This is a genomic window from Burkholderia plantarii (genome assembly GCF_001411805.1).
Classification (GTDB): domain Bacteria; phylum Pseudomonadota; class Gammaproteobacteria; order Burkholderiales; family Burkholderiaceae; genus Burkholderia; species Burkholderia plantarii.
In genome coordinates this window covers 3,390,730-3,407,368 of record NZ_CP007213.1, presented here as the reverse complement: position 1 = coordinate 3,407,368, position 16,639 = coordinate 3,390,730, and the positions used below count along the sequence as shown (strand labels likewise).

Below are 16,639 nucleotides of genomic sequence, written 5' to 3'. Positions count from 1 at the left end.
CTTGCTCTAAATTGCCGTCTGGTTCGAAAATTTCACGTTGCACTCCTGTCCTGCCCTGGCACGAAGGACCGTTGGAAGCCACCGCCGCCTTTTGCCGCTTTTGCGCAGGTGCGTAACAGCGAGTGGGTGACCTTTGCTTGCTGCGATCTTGAACAAGGCGGCGGCTGTGTCGGCATCACGGTGACCGGTGACGCCCTCGTCGAGAACTCGCGCATACGCATACAGGTCTTCGGGTTCGCCCCCGGCCGCGCAGCGAGCAAGCGCATCGACGCCGCGCTGGCGCAGCATCGGTTCTGGTCTTGGAAGAAGCAGCGCGGCGATCCGTCTACGAAAGCCGTTATCACTGATGGCAATGGCGTGTTGCAGCCATTTGTCTGCGGCCTGAGCGTCCCCGTGGCGAAGCAGGATGGTGGCGAGGTTGAATTGCGCCCAGTGATCGCCAAGATTGGCGGCCTTGCCGTACCAGTACACGGCACCGGCAGGGTCGGGCTGGCCCACCCAGCCTTCTTCGAGGAAGCGGGCGAGCGAGTTCATCGCCTTGATGTTTCCCTTGTCCGTGCCGCTTTCGGCCGCGGCCTTGAAAAGCGCGAAGCAGCGCGGCCTGTCGGCGGGGTCTCCCGCACGCATGAGCATCTGTGCCAGGTTGACCTTGCCCCACGTGTGGCCGGCGGCGGCTGCCTCGAAAAAAGCGATCGCCTGCCGGGTATCGACGTCGACTCCCCAGCCCTGTTCATAGCAGCGCCCGACCATATTCAACGCCTCGGCGTCTCCGCTGGTGCTGGCTGCGTTGAACATCTGGAATGCAGCAGATGGATCGGGTTTTACGCCCCGGTATCCTTTCAAGAGAAGCTGGCCCCACACGATCTGGGCCGGGACGAGTCCCAATCTGGCAGCGCGCTCGATCCAGCGTGTGGCGTGAGCCGGATTGGACGCCAGCATGTGGCGCAGCTTCTCGCCGGTGACCCTTTGGCGTTCGATCACCAAAGCCATCGTCGGATGCCGTGATGCTGGTGCTGCAGCACTGTCCAACGTTGCTGGACGCGCCTGCCATCCCGGCTTTGCGCGCAGGCGGGTAACCGCAAGGGTGGCGCGACGACGCACTTTACAGATCGTTCCCCGGAACAGGTGCAGCTCAAGCATCATACGAATGAAAATTATTCTCAATTGGAAGTGTTCGTAATGTACGGCCTGAACCAGACCACGCGCATTTCGCCCGGCGGACAATCCATTATTCATTCCGGCCAGAGAGGAGATGCCGTGCATGCTCCGTATGCGGCAGGCCATGGATGTGTCGACGCTGCCCATGCCGGCATGCTCCCAGTCGCGCCGAATGTTGGCGGCATCCAGGCGTCATGACAGGACGTGGAGAGCTGTCGACACCCTCATCCGCAAGGGCGGCATCACGATCCGTTGGTGCTGCGAGATTTCACCGACTGCGCACCCCGATCCCCGGTGGCTGAAATGAAAAACATTGCGGCTGGATTGTGTAATGACGTTCAGGCTCGCAATCGGTATCGTCAATGTCTTTAGGTTTGCTTATTGAAGGCTCCCGATGATTTCAATCCCTGCTAAAAACAGGCAGCTTCAAGTCGCCCTTCGATGGAGTTTGGTGGCCGTGGGATTGCTGACATACAATCTGGTGCATCTTTTTTCCTACATGAATGATGCGATCCGCGAGGAACGCCATTCATCCCTTTCCAGTGTCGAAGTTCCCGATGCAGCCGCAATGTGGGGCTTCAGCATCTTTTTCGCTCTGTTTGTCGTACCTGGGCTCCTGTCATTGCGCAAGGGCAGGTGGTCTGCCGCCCTTGGCGGACTGGTGGGTGGTGTGCTGGTGGCCATTTATACCGCTGTTGGTCTCTATCACGGCATACACGAGGGCACCGGCTACCTTGCTTTTGTGGCAATCGTTGCGGTAACGATTCCCGGTGCCCTGGCAATCAGGGGTAGTTGGGGATTCTGCGTATCGACTGGAGATGATGTCGATTGAATTGACGAATAATTAATATTCGTGATCAATGGTGGCGGTTGGTGTGGGGATCAACCCGAACATCTTCAGGGGAAGATGGCGCCGATGAAGGAACGGGAAGCGGAGCGCGCGCGGGGTGTACGTCGAAGCGATCAAGGCGGAGATCGTTTGCGCAGGCGCTGGCAAAAAAGACTGAGGCCATCTACCCGCCGCGAGATGACCCGAGAAGCAGTAGCGAGCCGGGGCATGTCGATCCGCCTCGCATGCGAGGCATTGGGTGTAAGTCAGACGAGCTACCGCTACGAGCGGCAGCGCAATGCGGAGAACGAACGGATTGCCGACTGGCTGCTACGGCTGATCGACAATCATCGCAATTGGGGCTTTGGGCTGTGTTTCCTGGACCCGCGCAACGTGAAAGGCTTCGGCTGGAACCATAGGCGCGTGTACCGGATTTACCGAGAACTGGAACTGAACCCGCGCATCAAGCCTCGCAAGTGGCTTGCACGGCAGGCGCCGGAGCCGCTGATCGTGCCGGCGTCGGTGAATGCGGTATGGTCGATGGACTTCATGCACGACCAGTTGAAGGACGGTCGCGGCATTCGGCTTCTCAACGTGACCGATGACTTCAACCGGGAAGCATTGGGCATCGAGATCGACGTCTCGCTACCCTCTGCCCGTGTCATGCGAGCCTTGGAGCCGATCACCGGGCGGCGGGGAAAGCCGTTGGCGATACGTTGCGAGAACAGCCCGGAGTACCTGAGTGAGGCGGTCACGCAACGGGCCTCGCGGAGCGGTATCGCATTGCGCGATATCCAGCCGGGCAAGCCGCAGCAGAACGCCTGTGTGGAACGCTTCAACCGCACGGTACGTGATGAATGGCTCATGGCCTCTGCTTCTGAATCGCGTCAAAAGTGGGGGATTACCCACCTGCCAACAGTTGGTTATCCGGATTTTGAGTCGCGACACCTCCCTTTGCTGAAGCGACGGCTTTTCGCGCGCATTTATTGGAACAAGTCGACAGGGGCGCCAGCCGATTTGTAGCAGGAAAATTTAATCTGAATGCCTTGAATTTTCAATGCTCCGATAAATAATCCACGTCAATTGTTCTGGCATTTATATCCATTCGGCAAGTCATTGCCGATTGCGCGCCCGTCGGCGAAGCCCGATTCTCGTAACCCATTCCAACAACTCGCCCCCAAAATGGCTTCGGAAACCGTCAAAACAAAGAGCGTTGTCTCCGTCGGCAGCAAGATCCGCTCACTTCGCCGACGCCAGGGCCGAACGCTGGGCGACATCGCGACCGCCGCGCAGCTTTCCCAATCCTTTCTCTCGCAAGTCGAGCGCGACCGGGCCAGCCCATCCCTCACTTCGCTTGTGAGCATCGCGAAGGCGTTGGGCGTGCCCGTCAGCTATTTCGTCGATACACCGATCGAGGAAGGCTGCGTGCGTCGTCGTAAGGATCTGCAGTATTTCGCCTTCGCCGATTCCACCGATCTGTTCGCGCGCTTGTCTAATCCGTCGAGCGACCGCCAGCTCGAAGCGATTCTGGTACGCATGCCGCCGGGCGAGCGACCGAGCGAAGTCACCACGCACGCGGGCGAGGAGTTCGTGCATGTGCTCAGCGGGGAAGTGACGATCACGCTCGAAGGCAAATCTTTCGTGCTCGGCGTGGGCGATAGCGCGCATTACGAAGCGATGGTGTCGCATAGCTGGACAAACACGCGCGCCGACGAAGCTGTACTGGTATGGGTCGGCACGCCGCGGCTGTTTTAACAGGCGCGCGCGCATGGATACTCGGCGACTTTTGCGTCTGCTCCGAAATACCGATCTGACGGATCAGATCCGCCACCGGCATCTCCAGCTCCGCCTGCTTCAGTGCCGCCACAATCTGTTCGATCGAAAAGCGCTTGCGTGTCATGGCAAACCACCTTGCGCTTGCTTTCCCTCGGTAGCCAACACGTCCGGCGCGGCGATGGCGATGGCTGCGGCAATCGTTGCGTTGCGCCATGTATGTCGGGCGGTACGGACCACACGTGAGCCACATGCGGGGAGCCCTTCGCGCACCGCATCGATCGAGCCTGGACTCCTGCGAAGGGATCGATGCAAGGGAGGGCGGTGTACCGCGCATTGCCCTTCAATATGAGGCGTGCCAGGTATTAAACGAGCCTCCTTTGCATTGTCGGGGTCGTCAATTTACCAATCCACCGAGATGTCTCCGTAGCGAAATTTGGCCAAGTCCTTATCCAATCAGGCCAAACGAGTGATTTCCTGTCGAGATGGCCGTAATGCGAAATATGTTGACTAGATTTCGCAATGTAGAAGTGTGGCCGCACCGGTAGGCTGCGACTCATCGTGGCCTGCCATGCCTGTTGTCGAAGCGTCTGTCTGGCCGGCCGAGTACTTCGTCTCTCCTGAGGAACACCCGTGCATTCACACATCATCGGCAGATCGGTCATGTATGGCCGTTCAAGCGCCATCTCGATTTCCTTTGTTCAAGCGGGGCGCGCATGAGCCCCGCCGCTATCTCCCGTACCAAACCCATTGTCATAAGCGTTGTCGGGCTGGTCGTGGTCTTCGGCCTGCTGTATGCCTGGCGCGCTGCTCGAAGCGGCGGCGCGGAACAGCAGGCCATGCCGCCGATACCGGTCTCGACGATCCGCGCAGAGCCTCGCAGTGTGGCCGAGGAGTGGCAGGCCGTTGGCAGCTTGCAAGCCGTGCAGGAAGTGCTGTTGGCTCCCGATACCTCGGGGCGGGTGACTGCCGTCAATTTCGACGCCGGCCAGTCCGTGAAGGAAGGGACGGTGCTGATTCAGCTCTACGACGCGCCCGAACTGGCGGATCGTGCCGCCGCCGTGGCCAAAGCCGATTTCGCGCAGCTGCAACTCAGGCGTTCGCGAGCATTGGCACCTACCGGCGCCGAGTCTCGCGAATTGCTCGAACAACATGAGGCGGACGCCGCCCAGGCTGCCGCGGCAGTCCGGCAGCTGGACGCGCGGATTCAACAAAAGACGATTCGCGCGCCGTTCTCCGGTCAGTTAGGTATCCGACGGATCGACCTGGGGCAGTATCTCAATGCCGGGGATGCGATCGCCACGCTGACCCAACTCAGCCCGCTCTATGTCAACTTCACGTTGCCGCAGCAGGACTTGCCCAGGCTGACGTCGGGCGCACCGGTTCAGGTAACCGTGGATGCGGTGCCGGGGAGGGTATTCACCGCCAGGATCAGCGCCATCGAACCGCGTATCGATGGAGAAACCCGCAATGTGACCGTCCAGGCGCTGTTGCCCAATACCGACCGGTTGCTGAAACCCGGCATGTATGTGACGGCGCGGCTGGTATTGCCCGCCACGACCGACAATATCGTATTGCCGCTCACGGCGATCCAGACTTCGGCCTCGGGCGACAGCGTGGTGGTCGTGAAAGGGGCCGACGCGCAGGGAGTCGGCAAGGCGGTTGCCGTGCCGGTCGTCACCGGCCGCCGGCTCGGGGAGGAGGTTCTCGTATCCCGAGGCGTCAAGCCCGGCGACGTCGTGGTGATGGCTGGCCAGAACCGTCTGCCGCCCGGTGCAACCGTAACGATCAACGGCACGCCCCCTTCGGCAACGGCGACGCCTGATGCCCCGGCCGTTGCGTCCTCCAGCGCCAGCGCGCGGTAAAGGAAACCACGCCATGCGCTTGACAGACATCTTCATCCGTCGACCCATCCTGGCGCTGGTCGTCAGCCTGCTCATTCTGCTGATGGGCGCCACCTCGATTTTCCTGTTGCCGGTGCGGCAGTACCCATATCTCGAAAACGCCACCATTACCGTCAGTACCACGCTTCCAGGGGCGACCCAGGACGTGATGCAGGGTTTCGTGACCACGCCGATCGCGCAGTCCATCGCCACGGCCAGCGGTATTGAATACCTGAGTTCGACCACCACGCAAGGCAAGAGCGAGATCAAGGCGCGATTGGTGCTGAACGCGAACGCCGATCGTGCGATGACCGAAATCCTCGCCAAGGTGCAGCAGGTCAAGTACCAGTTGCCGGCGGGCATCACCGATCCGGTCATCAGCAAGTCCACCGAGGGCGGCACGGCCGTGCAATACATCGCGTTCTACAGCAAGACGCTGTCGATCCCGCAAGTGACGGACTTCGCATCGCGGGTCGCGCAGCCTCTGCTCACCAGCATTCCGGGCGTGGCCTCGGCGGACGTCTATGGCGGCCAGACGCTGGCCATGCGCATCTGGATCGACCCGGTGAGGTTGGCCGCGCGCGGGCTGTCGGCGGGCGAGATCGCGGCCGCATTGCGCGCCAACAACGTGCAGGCCGCGCCGGGCCAGCTCAAGAGTGCGCTGACCGTCACCAACATCAGCGCCGCCACCGATTTGCGCAGCGTCGAGGACTTCCGCCAGATGGTCGTGAAGTCCAGCCCCGGCGGAGGCGTAGTGCGGCTGTCGGATGTCGCCACGGTGGAAATCGGTGGCCAAAACTACAATAGCCTGTCGTTCGCCACCGGCATACCCGCGATCTTCGTCGCCCTCCAGCCCACGCCCGATGGAAACCCGCTGGAGATCGTCAAGCATGCCAACGAACTGCTGACCAGGATTCGTGCAATGGCGCCCCCGGGGCTGACGGTAGCGCCTAACTACAATGTAGCGCGCTTCGTCAATGCCTCCATCGAGGAAGTAAAACACACGCTGGTGGAAGCCATCGTGATCGTGATCGCGGTGATCTTCCTGTTCCTCGGCACGTTCCGCGCGGTGATCATTCCGGTCGTCACCATTCCGCTGTCGCTGGTCGGCACCGCTGCGCTGATGCTGGTCTGCGGTTTTTCGATCAACCTGTTGACACTGCTGGCGATGGTGCTGGCGATCGGTCTGGTGGTGGACGATGCCATCGTCGTGGTGGAGAACATCCATCGACACATCGAGGAGGGGCTGACACCGGTGCGCGCGGCACTGCTCGGCGCACGCGAAATCGTCGGGCCGGTGATCGCCATGACGATCACGCTGGCGGCGGTCTATGCGCCAATCGGCATGATGGGGGGGCTGACCGGCGCGCTGTTCAAGGAATTCGCCTTCACGTTGGCCGGCTCGGTCATCGTCTCGGGAGTGGTCGCGCTGACGCTCTCGCCGGTGATGAGCTCGATGCTGCTCAGTGCCAGGCAGAGCGAGGGACGGCTGGCGAAGCGAATCGAGCACTATATGGAGGGGCTGACGGCGTTCTATGGGCGCCTGCTGGCGCGCACGCTAGCCGCTCGCGGCGCGGTGCTGCTGGTCGGTGTGGCCGTGCTGGCCGCCATCGCGGTGCTGTTCACCGGCACTCGCCGCGAACTGGCACCGACTGAGGATCAGGGCGCCGTCATCGTCGTCACCAAGGCCCCGCAATATGCTGGCGTGGGTTACTCCGCCCGCTATGCCCAGCAGATCGAAAAGCTGTTCGAGCGGATTCCCGAGTTCGACAGCAGCTTCATGAATATCGGCGACGCCGCCGGTGGTCAGAACATGATGCTCGGTGGCGCGATCCTCAAGGACTGGTCGAAACGCCAGCGGTCGGCCACCGAGATCCAGGGGCAGATTCAAGCCGCCGGCGGCGCCATCGACGGCGAGACCTTGACCGCCGTGCAGTTGCCCCCGCTACCGGGTTCCAGCGGCGGCCTGCCGGTGCAGATGGTGCTGCGCTCGCCCGACGACTTCAAGACGCTGTACGAGACCGGCGAGAAGATCAAGGCAGCGGCTTATGCCAGCGGTCTGTTCCTCTACGTGCAGAACGACCTGTCCTACGACAGCCCGCAGGCGCACATCACGATCGACAATGCGAAGGCCAGCGAAATGGGCGTGACCATGCAGTCCGTCGCCGATACCCTGGCCGTGCTGGTCGGCGAAAACTACGTCAATCGCTTCAACTTCCACGACCGCTCCTATGACGTGATCCCGCAAGTGCGCGGCGCCGAGCGCATGACCCCGGAAGACCTCGGGCGCTTCTATGTCAAGACGACCTCCGGCGCACTGGTGCCATTGTCCACCGTGACGCATGTCGAGATGCGCCCGCAGGCGAACCAGCTCACCCAGTTCGGCCAGATGAACTCGACCACGCTCGAAATGCTGCCGGCGCCGGGCGTGAGCATGGGCGAGGCCGTGAAGTTCCTGCAATCGCAGCCGCTGCCGCCCGGCACCAGTGTGGACTGGCTCAGCGACAGCCGCCAGTTCGTGCAGGAGGGCAACCGCCTGCTGGTCTCCTTCTGCTTCGCATTGGTGGTGATCTTCCTGGTGCTGGCGGCGCAATTCGAGAGCCTGCGCGATCCGCTGGTGATCCTGGTGACGGTGCCGCTGGCGGTCTGCGGCGCACTGGTGCCGCTGTGGCTCGGCTTCGCCACGCTCAATATCTACACCCAGATCGGGTTGGTCACCTTGATCGGCCTGATCTCCAAGCACGGCATCCTGATGGTCACTTTCGCCAACCATATCCAGCACCACGAAAACCTGAGCCGCATCGAGGCTATCGAGAAGGCGGCGGCGGTGCGGATGCGTCCGGTGCTGATGACCACCGCGGCAATGGTCGCCGGCCTCGTGCCGCTGTTGTTCGCAGACGGCGCAGGCTCGGCCAGCCGGTTCTCCATCGGCATCGTGGTGGTGATGGGCATGATGGTCGGCACGTTCTTCACGCTGTTCGTACTACCTACCATCTACAGCTTCATCGCCAAGGATCACCGGGCAACGGCGGAAAGCCCTCGTGCCCGCGAACTCGCTACTGCGGAGGCTCCCGATGTCGCGCTCTAAACCGGTTCCCGCGATGCCTGTCGTGTCGCGTCCGGCGAAGCTTGCCTCTGCGCGCGCCGCGTTCATGGCGATGGCCCTTGCCATGATCACCGCAGGCTGCGCCAGCGGCCCCGATTACCACGCGCCGGCCTTGCCGAAAACCGCAGCAGGCCCCTTCGTCAGTCACCCGTCCAATACGGATGTCGCCGAAGCACTGCCTGCGAACTGGTGGAAGCTCTATGACGACCCCGCGCTCGACGATCTGGTGCAGGAAGCCTTGTCGGCCAATACCAACCTGCGCGTGGCGATGGCCAACCTCGATCGCGCGCGGGCCATCTACAAGGAAGCACGCAGCGGACAATTCCCTTCGACCAGTCTGTCGGGAGGCGTGGGATACGGGCGCGATCAGACCACGTGGACTGGCACCGGCCAGGCCCCCGCGCAATGGAGTGACAGCGCCGGCCTCGACGTCTCCTATGAACTCGATCTGTTCGGTCGGGTCAGGCGCGATATCGAGGCTGCTCGCGACGACACCGATGCAATCGCCGCCGCCTACGATGCCGCCAGGGTCGTTGTTGTTGCGGAGACGACGCGGGCCTATGTGGACGCCTGCAGCTACGGTGAGTCCATCGACGTGGCGCGCTCGTCCGTCGATCTGGCACGGCGCAGCCTGGATCTCATCGACAGCCAGGAGCATGCGGGCTCGGCGTCGCATCTGGACGTGGAACGGGCTGGCGTCACGCTGGCCCAGGCCCAGGCCGCCTTGCCGCCGTTGCAAGGCCAGCGCGAGGCCGCACTGTTCGAGCTGGCCGCGTTGATGGGGCGCACGCCCTCGCAAGTGCCGGAAGCGGCGCGTGCCTGCACCAAGGCTCCCGAGATTGCCGGCGCGATGCCGGTCGGCGATGGCACTGCGCTGCTGCGCCGTCGGCCAGACGTGCGTCAGGCCGAGCGCCAGCTGGCGGCGGATACCGCCCGCATCGGCGTGGCCGTGGCGGATCTCTATCCGCGCGTCACGCTGGGCGCCTCGGGCAACTACCTGCGCAACGACTACCTGAAAGGCAATCGCACCTTGTCCTTCTCTTTTGGGCCGCTCATCTCCTGGACATTCCCCAACATGATGGTGGCTCGCAGTCGCATCGCACAGGCGAAAGCACAAAGCGCAGCGTCGCTGGCCAGCTTCGATGGCACCGTGCTGAATGCCCTCAAGGAGTCCGAGCAATCGTTGAGTGCCTATGACGCTGCGATGCAGCAACGCGGTGCCTTGATCGACGCGCGCGAGCGCGCGAAGAACGCTTTCCAGCTGGCTGACCGGCGTTACCGGGCGGGCTCGATCAGCTACCTCGACGTGATCGTGGCACAGACCAGCCTGATCGATGCGAAAGCCCAGGTGGCCGCTGCCGACCAGCGCGTCGGCTCTGCGCGAGTCAGCGTATTCAAGGCGCTTGGTGGGGGCTGGGAGCAGGCCAGTACGCGGTAATGCTCGAGGGCATCGGCGCGTTGGCGACCTCACCGTCGCGCCGATGTCCGATACCGACCATTAGCCACGCGGCTCCGCGTTGTCACGAACGACGGGAGGTCCGGCATAGCGAAGGAATATGGATATGGACCCGCACGACGACCCGCCTCGGATCATCGACCTGATTACATCATTCGGCAGCAAGAGCCTGCCGTCAGGCAACCAGACGATGCAGCACACCGCTGCAGCCCGTCCGGCGACCAGATCGCCGATGTCGTCTCATGAGCAACGATTGGCGGCGAGCCGACTGCGCCCGACGATCGCTCGTACCAGTGTCTTGTCCGTGCTGGAACAGGCGGCGCCGCGCTGTCTCGATGCGAGTCAACTGTATCGTATCCTCTGCGCGCAACCAGGCAGTCTCAAACCGGCCTCGATCTACCGTGCGCTGAACGATTTATGGGCCTCGGGGTTGCTGGTCCGTACGGAAGGCGCGCACGGCCGTGCTCTCTACGCGCTCAAGCCGGACAGGAAGGATCTTCAGAACGACACCCTGCGCTGCCACTGTGGCGCGCGGTTGGTTTTTATCGAGGACCGGGTCTTACTCGAGCATCTCCGATCGCTGGCGAGCCAGGAAGGCTTCGATCTCGACAAGGAGTCGGCTTTTACCATCACCGTGACGTGTGCGGAATGCCGGATGTTCCCAGGCAGAAGGGGATAGGCGAGCTCGAACCGAGCTCGCCAAATTCCACAGCGGCTCAGTGCCGATGTCCAGGAGCCATCTTCGGATTGTCTGCCAGGCTTTCCATGCTCGGGGAACGACCGCATGCTGCAGTCAAGGCGAGACCGGATCGGCAAGCACGATGCCGCGTATGGCAGCAGACTGTGCGTTTGCGGTTCGATCGGCAAGGTATCGTGCCGGCGGCTTGCCAACCGCCTTGCGGAACATGGTGACGAACCCGCTGGCATTTTCGTAGCCCAGTTCCAGCGCCACCGTTTGCACGCTTTCGCCTTTGGTCAGGCGTTGGAGTGCAAGGATCACATGCAGTTGCCGGCGCCAGCGTCCGAAGCTCATGCCGATTTCGTGCATCAGAAGCCGGCTCATGCTTCGTTCGCTCATGCCAATGCGGGTAGCCCAATCGCCCTTCGAGGTTTTGTCTGTAGGATCGGTCAACAGCATTTCCGCGAGTCGGCGCAATCGCGGATCGCGCGGCATCGGCAAATGCAGGTCTTCCACCGGTGCCATCGCCAACTCATCCAGCAACACGGCAATCAGCCGGTCTTCCCGACTTCCCAGCGGGTACAACTCGGGGAAGCCGGCCACCTTCAGAAGCAGCTCGCGCAGCAATGGCGAGACGGAAATCGTGCAGCAGGATTTCGGAAGATCCGGTGCGGCGTCAGGCTCCACGAATAGGCAATGACATTCCGTTTCGCCCGATCCGCGTGCCGCGTGGGGCAAGTCTCCCGGTATCCATACCGCGCATTGCGGCGGCACGATCCAGACGCCGTCTTCGATTTCGCAGTTGAGGATGCCGCGCACGGAGTAAAGCAATTGCGCCCGCCGATGTTGATGCCTCGCATGTTCCCAGTCTTTCGTCAGCGGCATGGCGCTCAGCGCGACAACGGGCCGGGGGAAGTTGTCCACATCCTTGGACACGTTCAAATCGGTGATGGCAATGCTTGACATGATGCGTATCTGGCCTTGGGTCGAAGATTGGGTGTTGGCCTAATCGAGAAATATTATGGCCAAATTGTGCAGTGACGTCGAGCTATTCCGTCGGTATCGTGTGATTGACCATGCTGGCCGTTCTGCTTACCCGGGCCATTGCGCTTCCGACCTGCAGAGGTATCCCGTTGTCTTGACGAAGTGGGTCTGCCAGCTGTTTCCCCTTATGTTGAGAAGGAGTATTCGGCATGTTGATTGACGCCTCGAAGTTCCCCATGGTCTGGATGCGACTGAACGCGCCGGGCACCGACCCCACAGCCTCGCCTTTTGCCGAGTTCGAGGGATTACTCGCGCGGAAGGAGGTTTTCGTTTTGCTCAACGACGAGGGGCTTGATAAAGGAGAGCAAGGAGAGCACGAACATCCGCAGGAAGAAATGAAGCAAACCTCGCTGTGGATGAAACGCCACAAGAGCGAATTGCGGGCCTTCGTCAGGGCAGGGATTTACATCGAACCGAATGCCGCCAAGCGGCTGGCGACCAAGGCATTTGCGCTGGTGTATGAGAAATTTTGGGGCTTTCCCATGCTGACGGTTGCGACGAGAGACGAGGCACTGGCCCTGGCGCGGAAGTTGTTGCCAGGCGAGCAAGCGAATGCACGGTCGTACTAGTTCCGACAGGAGGCGCACGGTTTCCATCCGAGGGGGCGACTCCCTGCGTGCCAGGCTGACGGCATCACGCGTCAATCCAGCCGATACGCTCCCAACCCCATGATCCTCGGGACGCGCTCCGCAACTCGATCAAACGCGTGTCCGATCCTTGTCGGATGCGAGGCGGCCGCGTTCGGCGCGAGGATGTTGGTCTGGAACGCGATGCCTTCGATGATGCCGACGACGTGCTCCGATTCGTCGACGGCCGCCTCCATCGTCCTGACCGCGTCGGACACGGCGGCGTCGCCGCGGCGCGCCGTTCTCCACCGCGCCCGAGGCGATCTGATTGGCGTTCTTCGTGCTTTCGGCCGCCTCGCGCTCGCGCTCCTTGTGAACGTGCTCCGCCAACGTGACGGCGCCGGCGGGAAAGACCGTGACGCGTTCAAGATCCGACGGGGCATGGTGCAACTGCGGCGCGGCCCCCGAACCGTATTCAATTCCACCCACCCTCCATCCCGCGTAGAATCCAGCCGTTGCGTCGTGCGGAAGCCGGTGTGAATCCGGCGCGGTCGCGCCACTGTCAGCGGGGCATTCCCGTGCCCGCGAGCCAGACCCGCACGCGCGCGATCCTTTCATTCCATTGACGCTCATCGTCGAGCGGGGCGCGAATCCCCCTGGAGAACCGAACATGTCCGAAGCCATCCTGAAGCCGGCTGCCGCGCCGGCGCCCATCCCCGTCCGCGAACTGATGCCGTGGATCGTCTTCGGCGGCCTGCTGATGCTGCTGGCGGTCTACTTCGTGGGTGCCGAGGAAGGCGCGACCTCGATCGTGCCGGGCATGTACGTCCACGAGTTCGTCCACGACGCGCGCCATCTGCTCGGCTTCCCCTGCCACTGACCGGGAGCGCCCGATGGTCGGAAAACTGCTGGTGCGCGGGATGCTCGCGGGCATCGCCGCCGGTCTGCTCACGTTCGGCTTCGCCCGCATCGCCGGCGAGCCGCAGGTCGATCAGGCCATTTCGTTCGAGGAGAAACTCGACGCGGCCAGGGGCGAGGCGCCCGAGCCCGAACTCGTCAGCCGCCCGACGCAGGCCGGCGTCGGCCTCGGCACCGGCGTGGTGGTGTACGGCGCCGCGCTCGGCGGGCTGTTCGCGCTGACCTTCGCGTTCGCCTACGGCCGCATCGGCAGCACGCGGCCGCGCACGCTGTCGGCCTGCCTCGCGCTGGCCGCCTACGTCGCGCTGGTGATCGTGCCGAACCTCAAGTACCCGGCGAACCCGCCCTCGGTCGGCGATCCGGAGACGATCGGCTATCGCACCGGGCTGTTCTTCCTGATGATCGCGATCTCGATCGCGGTCTCGGTGTTCTCGCTGAACCTGCGGCGCTCGCTGGCCGCGCGGATGGGCCAGTGGAACGCGTCGATCGTCGCGGGGTTGGTCTTTCTCGCGATCATCGCGGCCGTGCAGCTCGCGCTGCCCGCCATCAACGAGGTGCCGGCCGCGTTCCCGGCCGTGGTGCTCTGGAAGTTCCGCGTCGCGGCGCTCGGCATGCAGGCGATCCTCTGGACCACGATCGGGCTGCTGTTCGGCGCGCTGGTCGAACGCAGCGGCCTGATGCCCGCCCCGCGTCGCGGCGGCCCGGCCGTGGCCCGCTGAGCGTCCGGCGCACGCGATACGGCGGCGGTCGCGCCGCCGCATCGCTGCTACGCGCCGCCATGGGTCGACATGAACCGGCGCGGCCCGCCGGCGTGCGCGGCAGGCGACGGCATGACGGCCACTTCGGTGGCCGTTCGCCTATATACTGAATCCGCCCTGTTTCTCCGCGAGGTTCCCTGCCCGTGAAAATCCGCGCCGCCTTCGTTGCCGAGCTTGCCGTCAATTTCGTGCTGCCGTGGGTCGTCTATCGTCTCTCGCTGCCGTACTGGGGGGAGACGGGCGCGTTGTACGCCTCGGCGGTGCCGCCGCTCGCGTGGGGCATCGTCGAGTTCGCGAAGACGCGGCGCGTCGACGCGCTCTCCGCGATCGCGCTGCTCGGCATCACGCTGTCGATCGCGATGATGGCGATGGGCGGCAGCCCGCGCCTGCTGCTGATCCGCGAATCGTTCGTGTCGGGCGCGATCGGCATCGTGTTCCTCGTGTCGCTGCTGTTCGCGCGACCGATCACCTACTACCTCACGCGCGCCACCATGGCGCGCGAAGGCGAGGGCGGCGTCGAACGCTTCGAGACGCTGTGGGACGAGAGCGCCTCGGTGCGCGCCGCGCTACGGCTCATCACGCTCGCCTGGGGGCTTGGCCTCGTGATCGAATGCGCGCTGCGCAGCTGGTGCGCGTGGGCCTGGCCGATCGAGCGCACGCTCGTGATCACGCCGATCCTCAGCTACGTGATCTTCGGCGGGCTGCTGTGCTGGACGTTCTGGTTCCGCAAGCGCATGCGCGGCCGCGTGGCCGTGGGCGAGGCCACGCTCTGAGCGCTCCGGCGGCCCCATGCGGGCCGCTTTCCTTTTGTCCTTCCTCTTTCCTCCCGCCCCGCCGCGCCGCCTCGCGGCCACCTTTCGGCCCGGCGACGATTGCCATTGGTAGTAATCCGGCATTGACCGATCTTGCGGCGCAACACTAAAGTGTTCTAATCCGGAACTGAAGTTCGACATACGAATTTCTTTCCGCCGAATCCCGAATCGAAGACGCGGCGCGATCCACCCGCTCGCCGCAGGAGACCCGCGATGAATCGCAGCCCCGTCGTGAACGTGCAGACGTTCATCAACGAACAGCCGTTCGGCGCGTTCCAATGGCTGATCTTCCTGATGTGTTTCGTGATCGTGCTGCTCGACGGCTTCGACACGGCGGCGATCGGCTTCATCGCGCCGTCGCTGCTGTCCGAATGGCACCTGGCCAAGCCCGATCTCGCGCCGGTGCTGAGCGCGGCGCTGTTCGGGCTCGCCTGCGGCGCGCTCGTCTCCGGCCCGCTGTCGGACCGGCTCGGGCGCCGCTCGCTGCTGATCGGCGCGGTGCTGTTGTTCGGCGTGGCGTGCCTGGGCTCGGCGTTCTCGTCGAGCATCGGCGCGCTGACGGCGCTGCGCTTCGTGACGGGCGTGGGCCTCGGCGCCGCGATGCCGAACGCGGTCACGATGATGGGCGAGTTCTGCCCGGACCGGCGCCGCGCCACGGTGATCAACCTGATGTTCTGCGGCTTCCCGCTCGGCGCCGCGTTGGGCGGCTTCCTGGCGGCCTGGATGATTCCGCAGTTCGGCTGGCGCAGCGTGCTGCTGGCGGGCGGCATCGCGCCGCTCGTGCTGGCCGTGGCGCTGGTCGCGCGGATGCCGGAATCGGTGCGCTTCATGGTGGCCACGCGCCGGCCCGTCGAGCGGATTCGCGCGACGCTGGCGCGCGTGTCGGCGCGCGCGCTGGAGGCCGGTTCGTTCGTGCTGACGGAGACGGCGCCGCGCACCGAGGGCAAGGGCGCCGCGGTGGTGCTGTCGCGCCAGTACCGGGTGGGCTCGGTGATGCTGTGGATCGCCTATTTCATGGGGCTGGTGATCTTCTACGCGTCGATCAACTGGATGCCGATCCTGCTCAAGGACGCCGGGCTCGCGCCGAAGGCGGCCACGCTGATCTCGGCACTGTTTCCGCTCGGCGGCGTGGGCGCGGTGCTCAGCGGCGTGCTGATGGACCGCTTCAACGCGAACCGCGTGGTGGCCGTCTGCTACGCGCTGACGGCGGTGAGCGTCTACGCGATCGGGCAGGCGGCCGGCAACGTCGGCGCGCTGGTGGTGGTGGTGTTCCTGGCCGGCGTGCTGATGAATACGGCGCAGTCGTCGCTGCCGGCGCTGGCCGCCGCGTTCTATCCGACCTCGGGGCGCGGCACCGGCGTGGCCTGGATGCTCGGCATCGGCCGCTTCGGCGGGATCGCCGGCTCGTTCCTGGTGGCCGAACTGACGGCGCGGCACGTCTCGTTCTCGGGCGTGTTCGCCACCGTCGCGGTGGCGGGGCTGGTGTCGTGCGTGGCGCTGCTGGTCAAGCAGAGCGTGCGGCCGCAGGAGGCGGCGGCGAGCGGCGAGCAGGTGGAGTCGCTCGGGCACTGAGCGAGAGGCGCGGGCGGCATACGGGGTTGTTGCGTGCGCAACGGCATCGCGTACCGCTGCCGGCGCGCGGCATTCGGCGGACGAC

Annotated in this window: 14 protein-coding genes and 2 pseudogenes; 12 read left to right on the top strand and 4 right to left on the bottom strand. The window is 63.8% G+C overall.

The features are described from left to right. Positions 1 to 6: 6 nt before the first annotated feature. Positions 7 to 1,305 (bottom strand): tetratricopeptide repeat protein, encoded by a 1,299-nt coding sequence (locus bpln_RS31245; RefSeq protein WP_208459463.1) that lies wholly within the window; start codon positions 1,303 to 1,305, stop codon positions 7 to 9. A 247-nt stretch (positions 1,306 to 1,552) separates the two neighbouring features. Between bpln_RS31245 and bpln_RS36430 the strand changes: the two genes are divergently transcribed. The 3 genes and pseudogenes from bpln_RS36430 to bpln_RS31235 all read left to right on the top strand — a co-directional run bounded on the left by bpln_RS36430 (position 1,553) and on the right by bpln_RS31235 (position 3,742). Beyond that, positions 1,553 to 1,990 (top strand): hypothetical protein, encoded by a 438-nt coding sequence (locus bpln_RS36430; protein ID WP_148654245.1) that lies wholly within the window; start codon positions 1,553 to 1,555, stop codon positions 1,988 to 1,990. A gap of 124 nt (positions 1,991 to 2,114) precedes the next feature. Then, positions 2,115 to 2,851, top strand: a pseudogene (locus bpln_RS31240) (DDE-type integrase/transposase/recombinase); the annotation flags it as partial. 318 nt (positions 2,852 to 3,169) lie between these two features. Then, positions 3,170 to 3,742 carry a cupin domain-containing protein gene (locus bpln_RS31235; RefSeq protein WP_055140970.1) on the top strand — a complete coding sequence of 191 codons (573 nt, stop codon included), beginning with the start codon at positions 3,170 to 3,172 and terminating at the stop codon, positions 3,740 to 3,742. 34 nt (positions 3,743 to 3,776) lie between these two features. Here the strand turns inward: bpln_RS31235 and bpln_RS36425 are convergent. After that, a pseudogene (locus bpln_RS36425) lies at positions 3,777 to 3,887 on the bottom strand (transposase); the annotation flags it as partial. A gap of 589 nt (positions 3,888 to 4,476) precedes the next feature. Between bpln_RS36425 and bpln_RS31230 the strand changes: the two are divergent. The 4 genes from bpln_RS31230 to bpln_RS34745 all read left to right on the top strand — a co-directional run bounded on the left by bpln_RS31230 (position 4,477) and on the right by bpln_RS34745 (position 10,884). Beyond that, on the top strand, positions 4,477 to 5,625 hold the full coding sequence (locus bpln_RS31230) for an efflux RND transporter periplasmic adaptor subunit (RefSeq protein WP_055140969.1): 1,149 nt from the start codon (positions 4,477 to 4,479) through the stop codon (positions 5,623 to 5,625). Then, positions 5,597 to 8,731, top strand: a complete 3,135-nt coding sequence (locus tag bpln_RS31225) for an efflux RND transporter permease subunit (RefSeq protein WP_420807389.1) — start codon at positions 5,597 to 5,599, stop codon at positions 8,729 to 8,731. Before bpln_RS31230 ends, bpln_RS31225 begins: the two co-directional genes overlap by 29 nt. Further along, positions 8,718 to 10,187: an efflux transporter outer membrane subunit gene (locus tag bpln_RS31220; protein ID WP_244131979.1), complete on the top strand. Its 1,470-nt coding sequence runs from the start codon at positions 8,718 to 8,720 to the stop codon at positions 10,185 to 10,187. Before bpln_RS31225 ends, bpln_RS31220 begins: the two co-directional genes overlap by 14 nt. Before the next feature lie 124 nt (positions 10,188 to 10,311). Continuing rightward, a complete protein-coding gene (locus bpln_RS34745) occupies positions 10,312 to 10,884 on the top strand; it encodes a Fur family transcriptional regulator (RefSeq protein WP_082465549.1) in 573 nt (190 codons plus the stop codon). Between the two features lie 114 nt (positions 10,885 to 10,998). On the opposite strand, the gene bpln_RS31210 is transcribed toward bpln_RS34745, so the two are convergent. Further along, positions 10,999 to 11,850 (bottom strand): AraC family transcriptional regulator, encoded by an 852-nt coding sequence (locus bpln_RS31210; RefSeq protein WP_055140966.1) that lies wholly within the window; start codon positions 11,848 to 11,850, stop codon positions 10,999 to 11,001. 227 nt (positions 11,851 to 12,077) lie between these two features. On the opposite strand from bpln_RS31210, the gene bpln_RS31205 reads away from it, so the two are divergent. Then, on the top strand, positions 12,078 to 12,497 hold the full coding sequence (locus tag bpln_RS31205) for a hypothetical protein (RefSeq protein WP_055140965.1): 420 nt from the start codon (positions 12,078 to 12,080) through the stop codon (positions 12,495 to 12,497). Positions 12,498 to 12,568: 71 nt separating this feature from the next. Here the strand turns inward: bpln_RS31205 and bpln_RS38520 are convergent, their stop codons facing one another. Beyond that, positions 12,569 to 12,772, bottom strand: coding sequence for a methyl-accepting chemotaxis domain-containing protein (locus bpln_RS38520; protein WP_420807373.1), 204 nt, complete (start codon positions 12,770 to 12,772; stop codon positions 12,569 to 12,571). 392 nt (positions 12,773 to 13,164) lie between these two features. On the opposite strand from bpln_RS38520, the gene bpln_RS31195 reads away from it, so the two are divergent. From bpln_RS31195 to bpln_RS31180, 4 genes are all read left to right on the top strand, one after another. Then, positions 13,165 to 13,374 (top strand): CbtB domain-containing protein, encoded by a 210-nt coding sequence (locus tag bpln_RS31195; RefSeq protein WP_042628941.1) that lies wholly within the window; start codon positions 13,165 to 13,167, stop codon positions 13,372 to 13,374. A 13-nt stretch (positions 13,375 to 13,387) separates the two neighbouring features. Then, a complete protein-coding gene (locus tag bpln_RS31190) occupies positions 13,388 to 14,131 on the top strand; it encodes a CbtA family protein (protein ID WP_055140963.1) in 744 nt (247 codons plus the stop codon). A 182-nt stretch (positions 14,132 to 14,313) separates the two neighbouring features. After that, positions 14,314 to 14,943, top strand: a complete 630-nt coding sequence (locus bpln_RS31185) for a VC0807 family protein (RefSeq protein WP_042628939.1) — start codon at positions 14,314 to 14,316, stop codon at positions 14,941 to 14,943. A 252-nt stretch (positions 14,944 to 15,195) separates the two neighbouring features. After that, positions 15,196 to 16,554, top strand: coding sequence for an MFS transporter (locus tag bpln_RS31180; protein ID WP_042628938.1), 1,359 nt, complete (start codon positions 15,196 to 15,198; stop codon positions 16,552 to 16,554). The last annotated feature ends 85 nt before the right edge of the window (positions 16,555 to 16,639 follow it).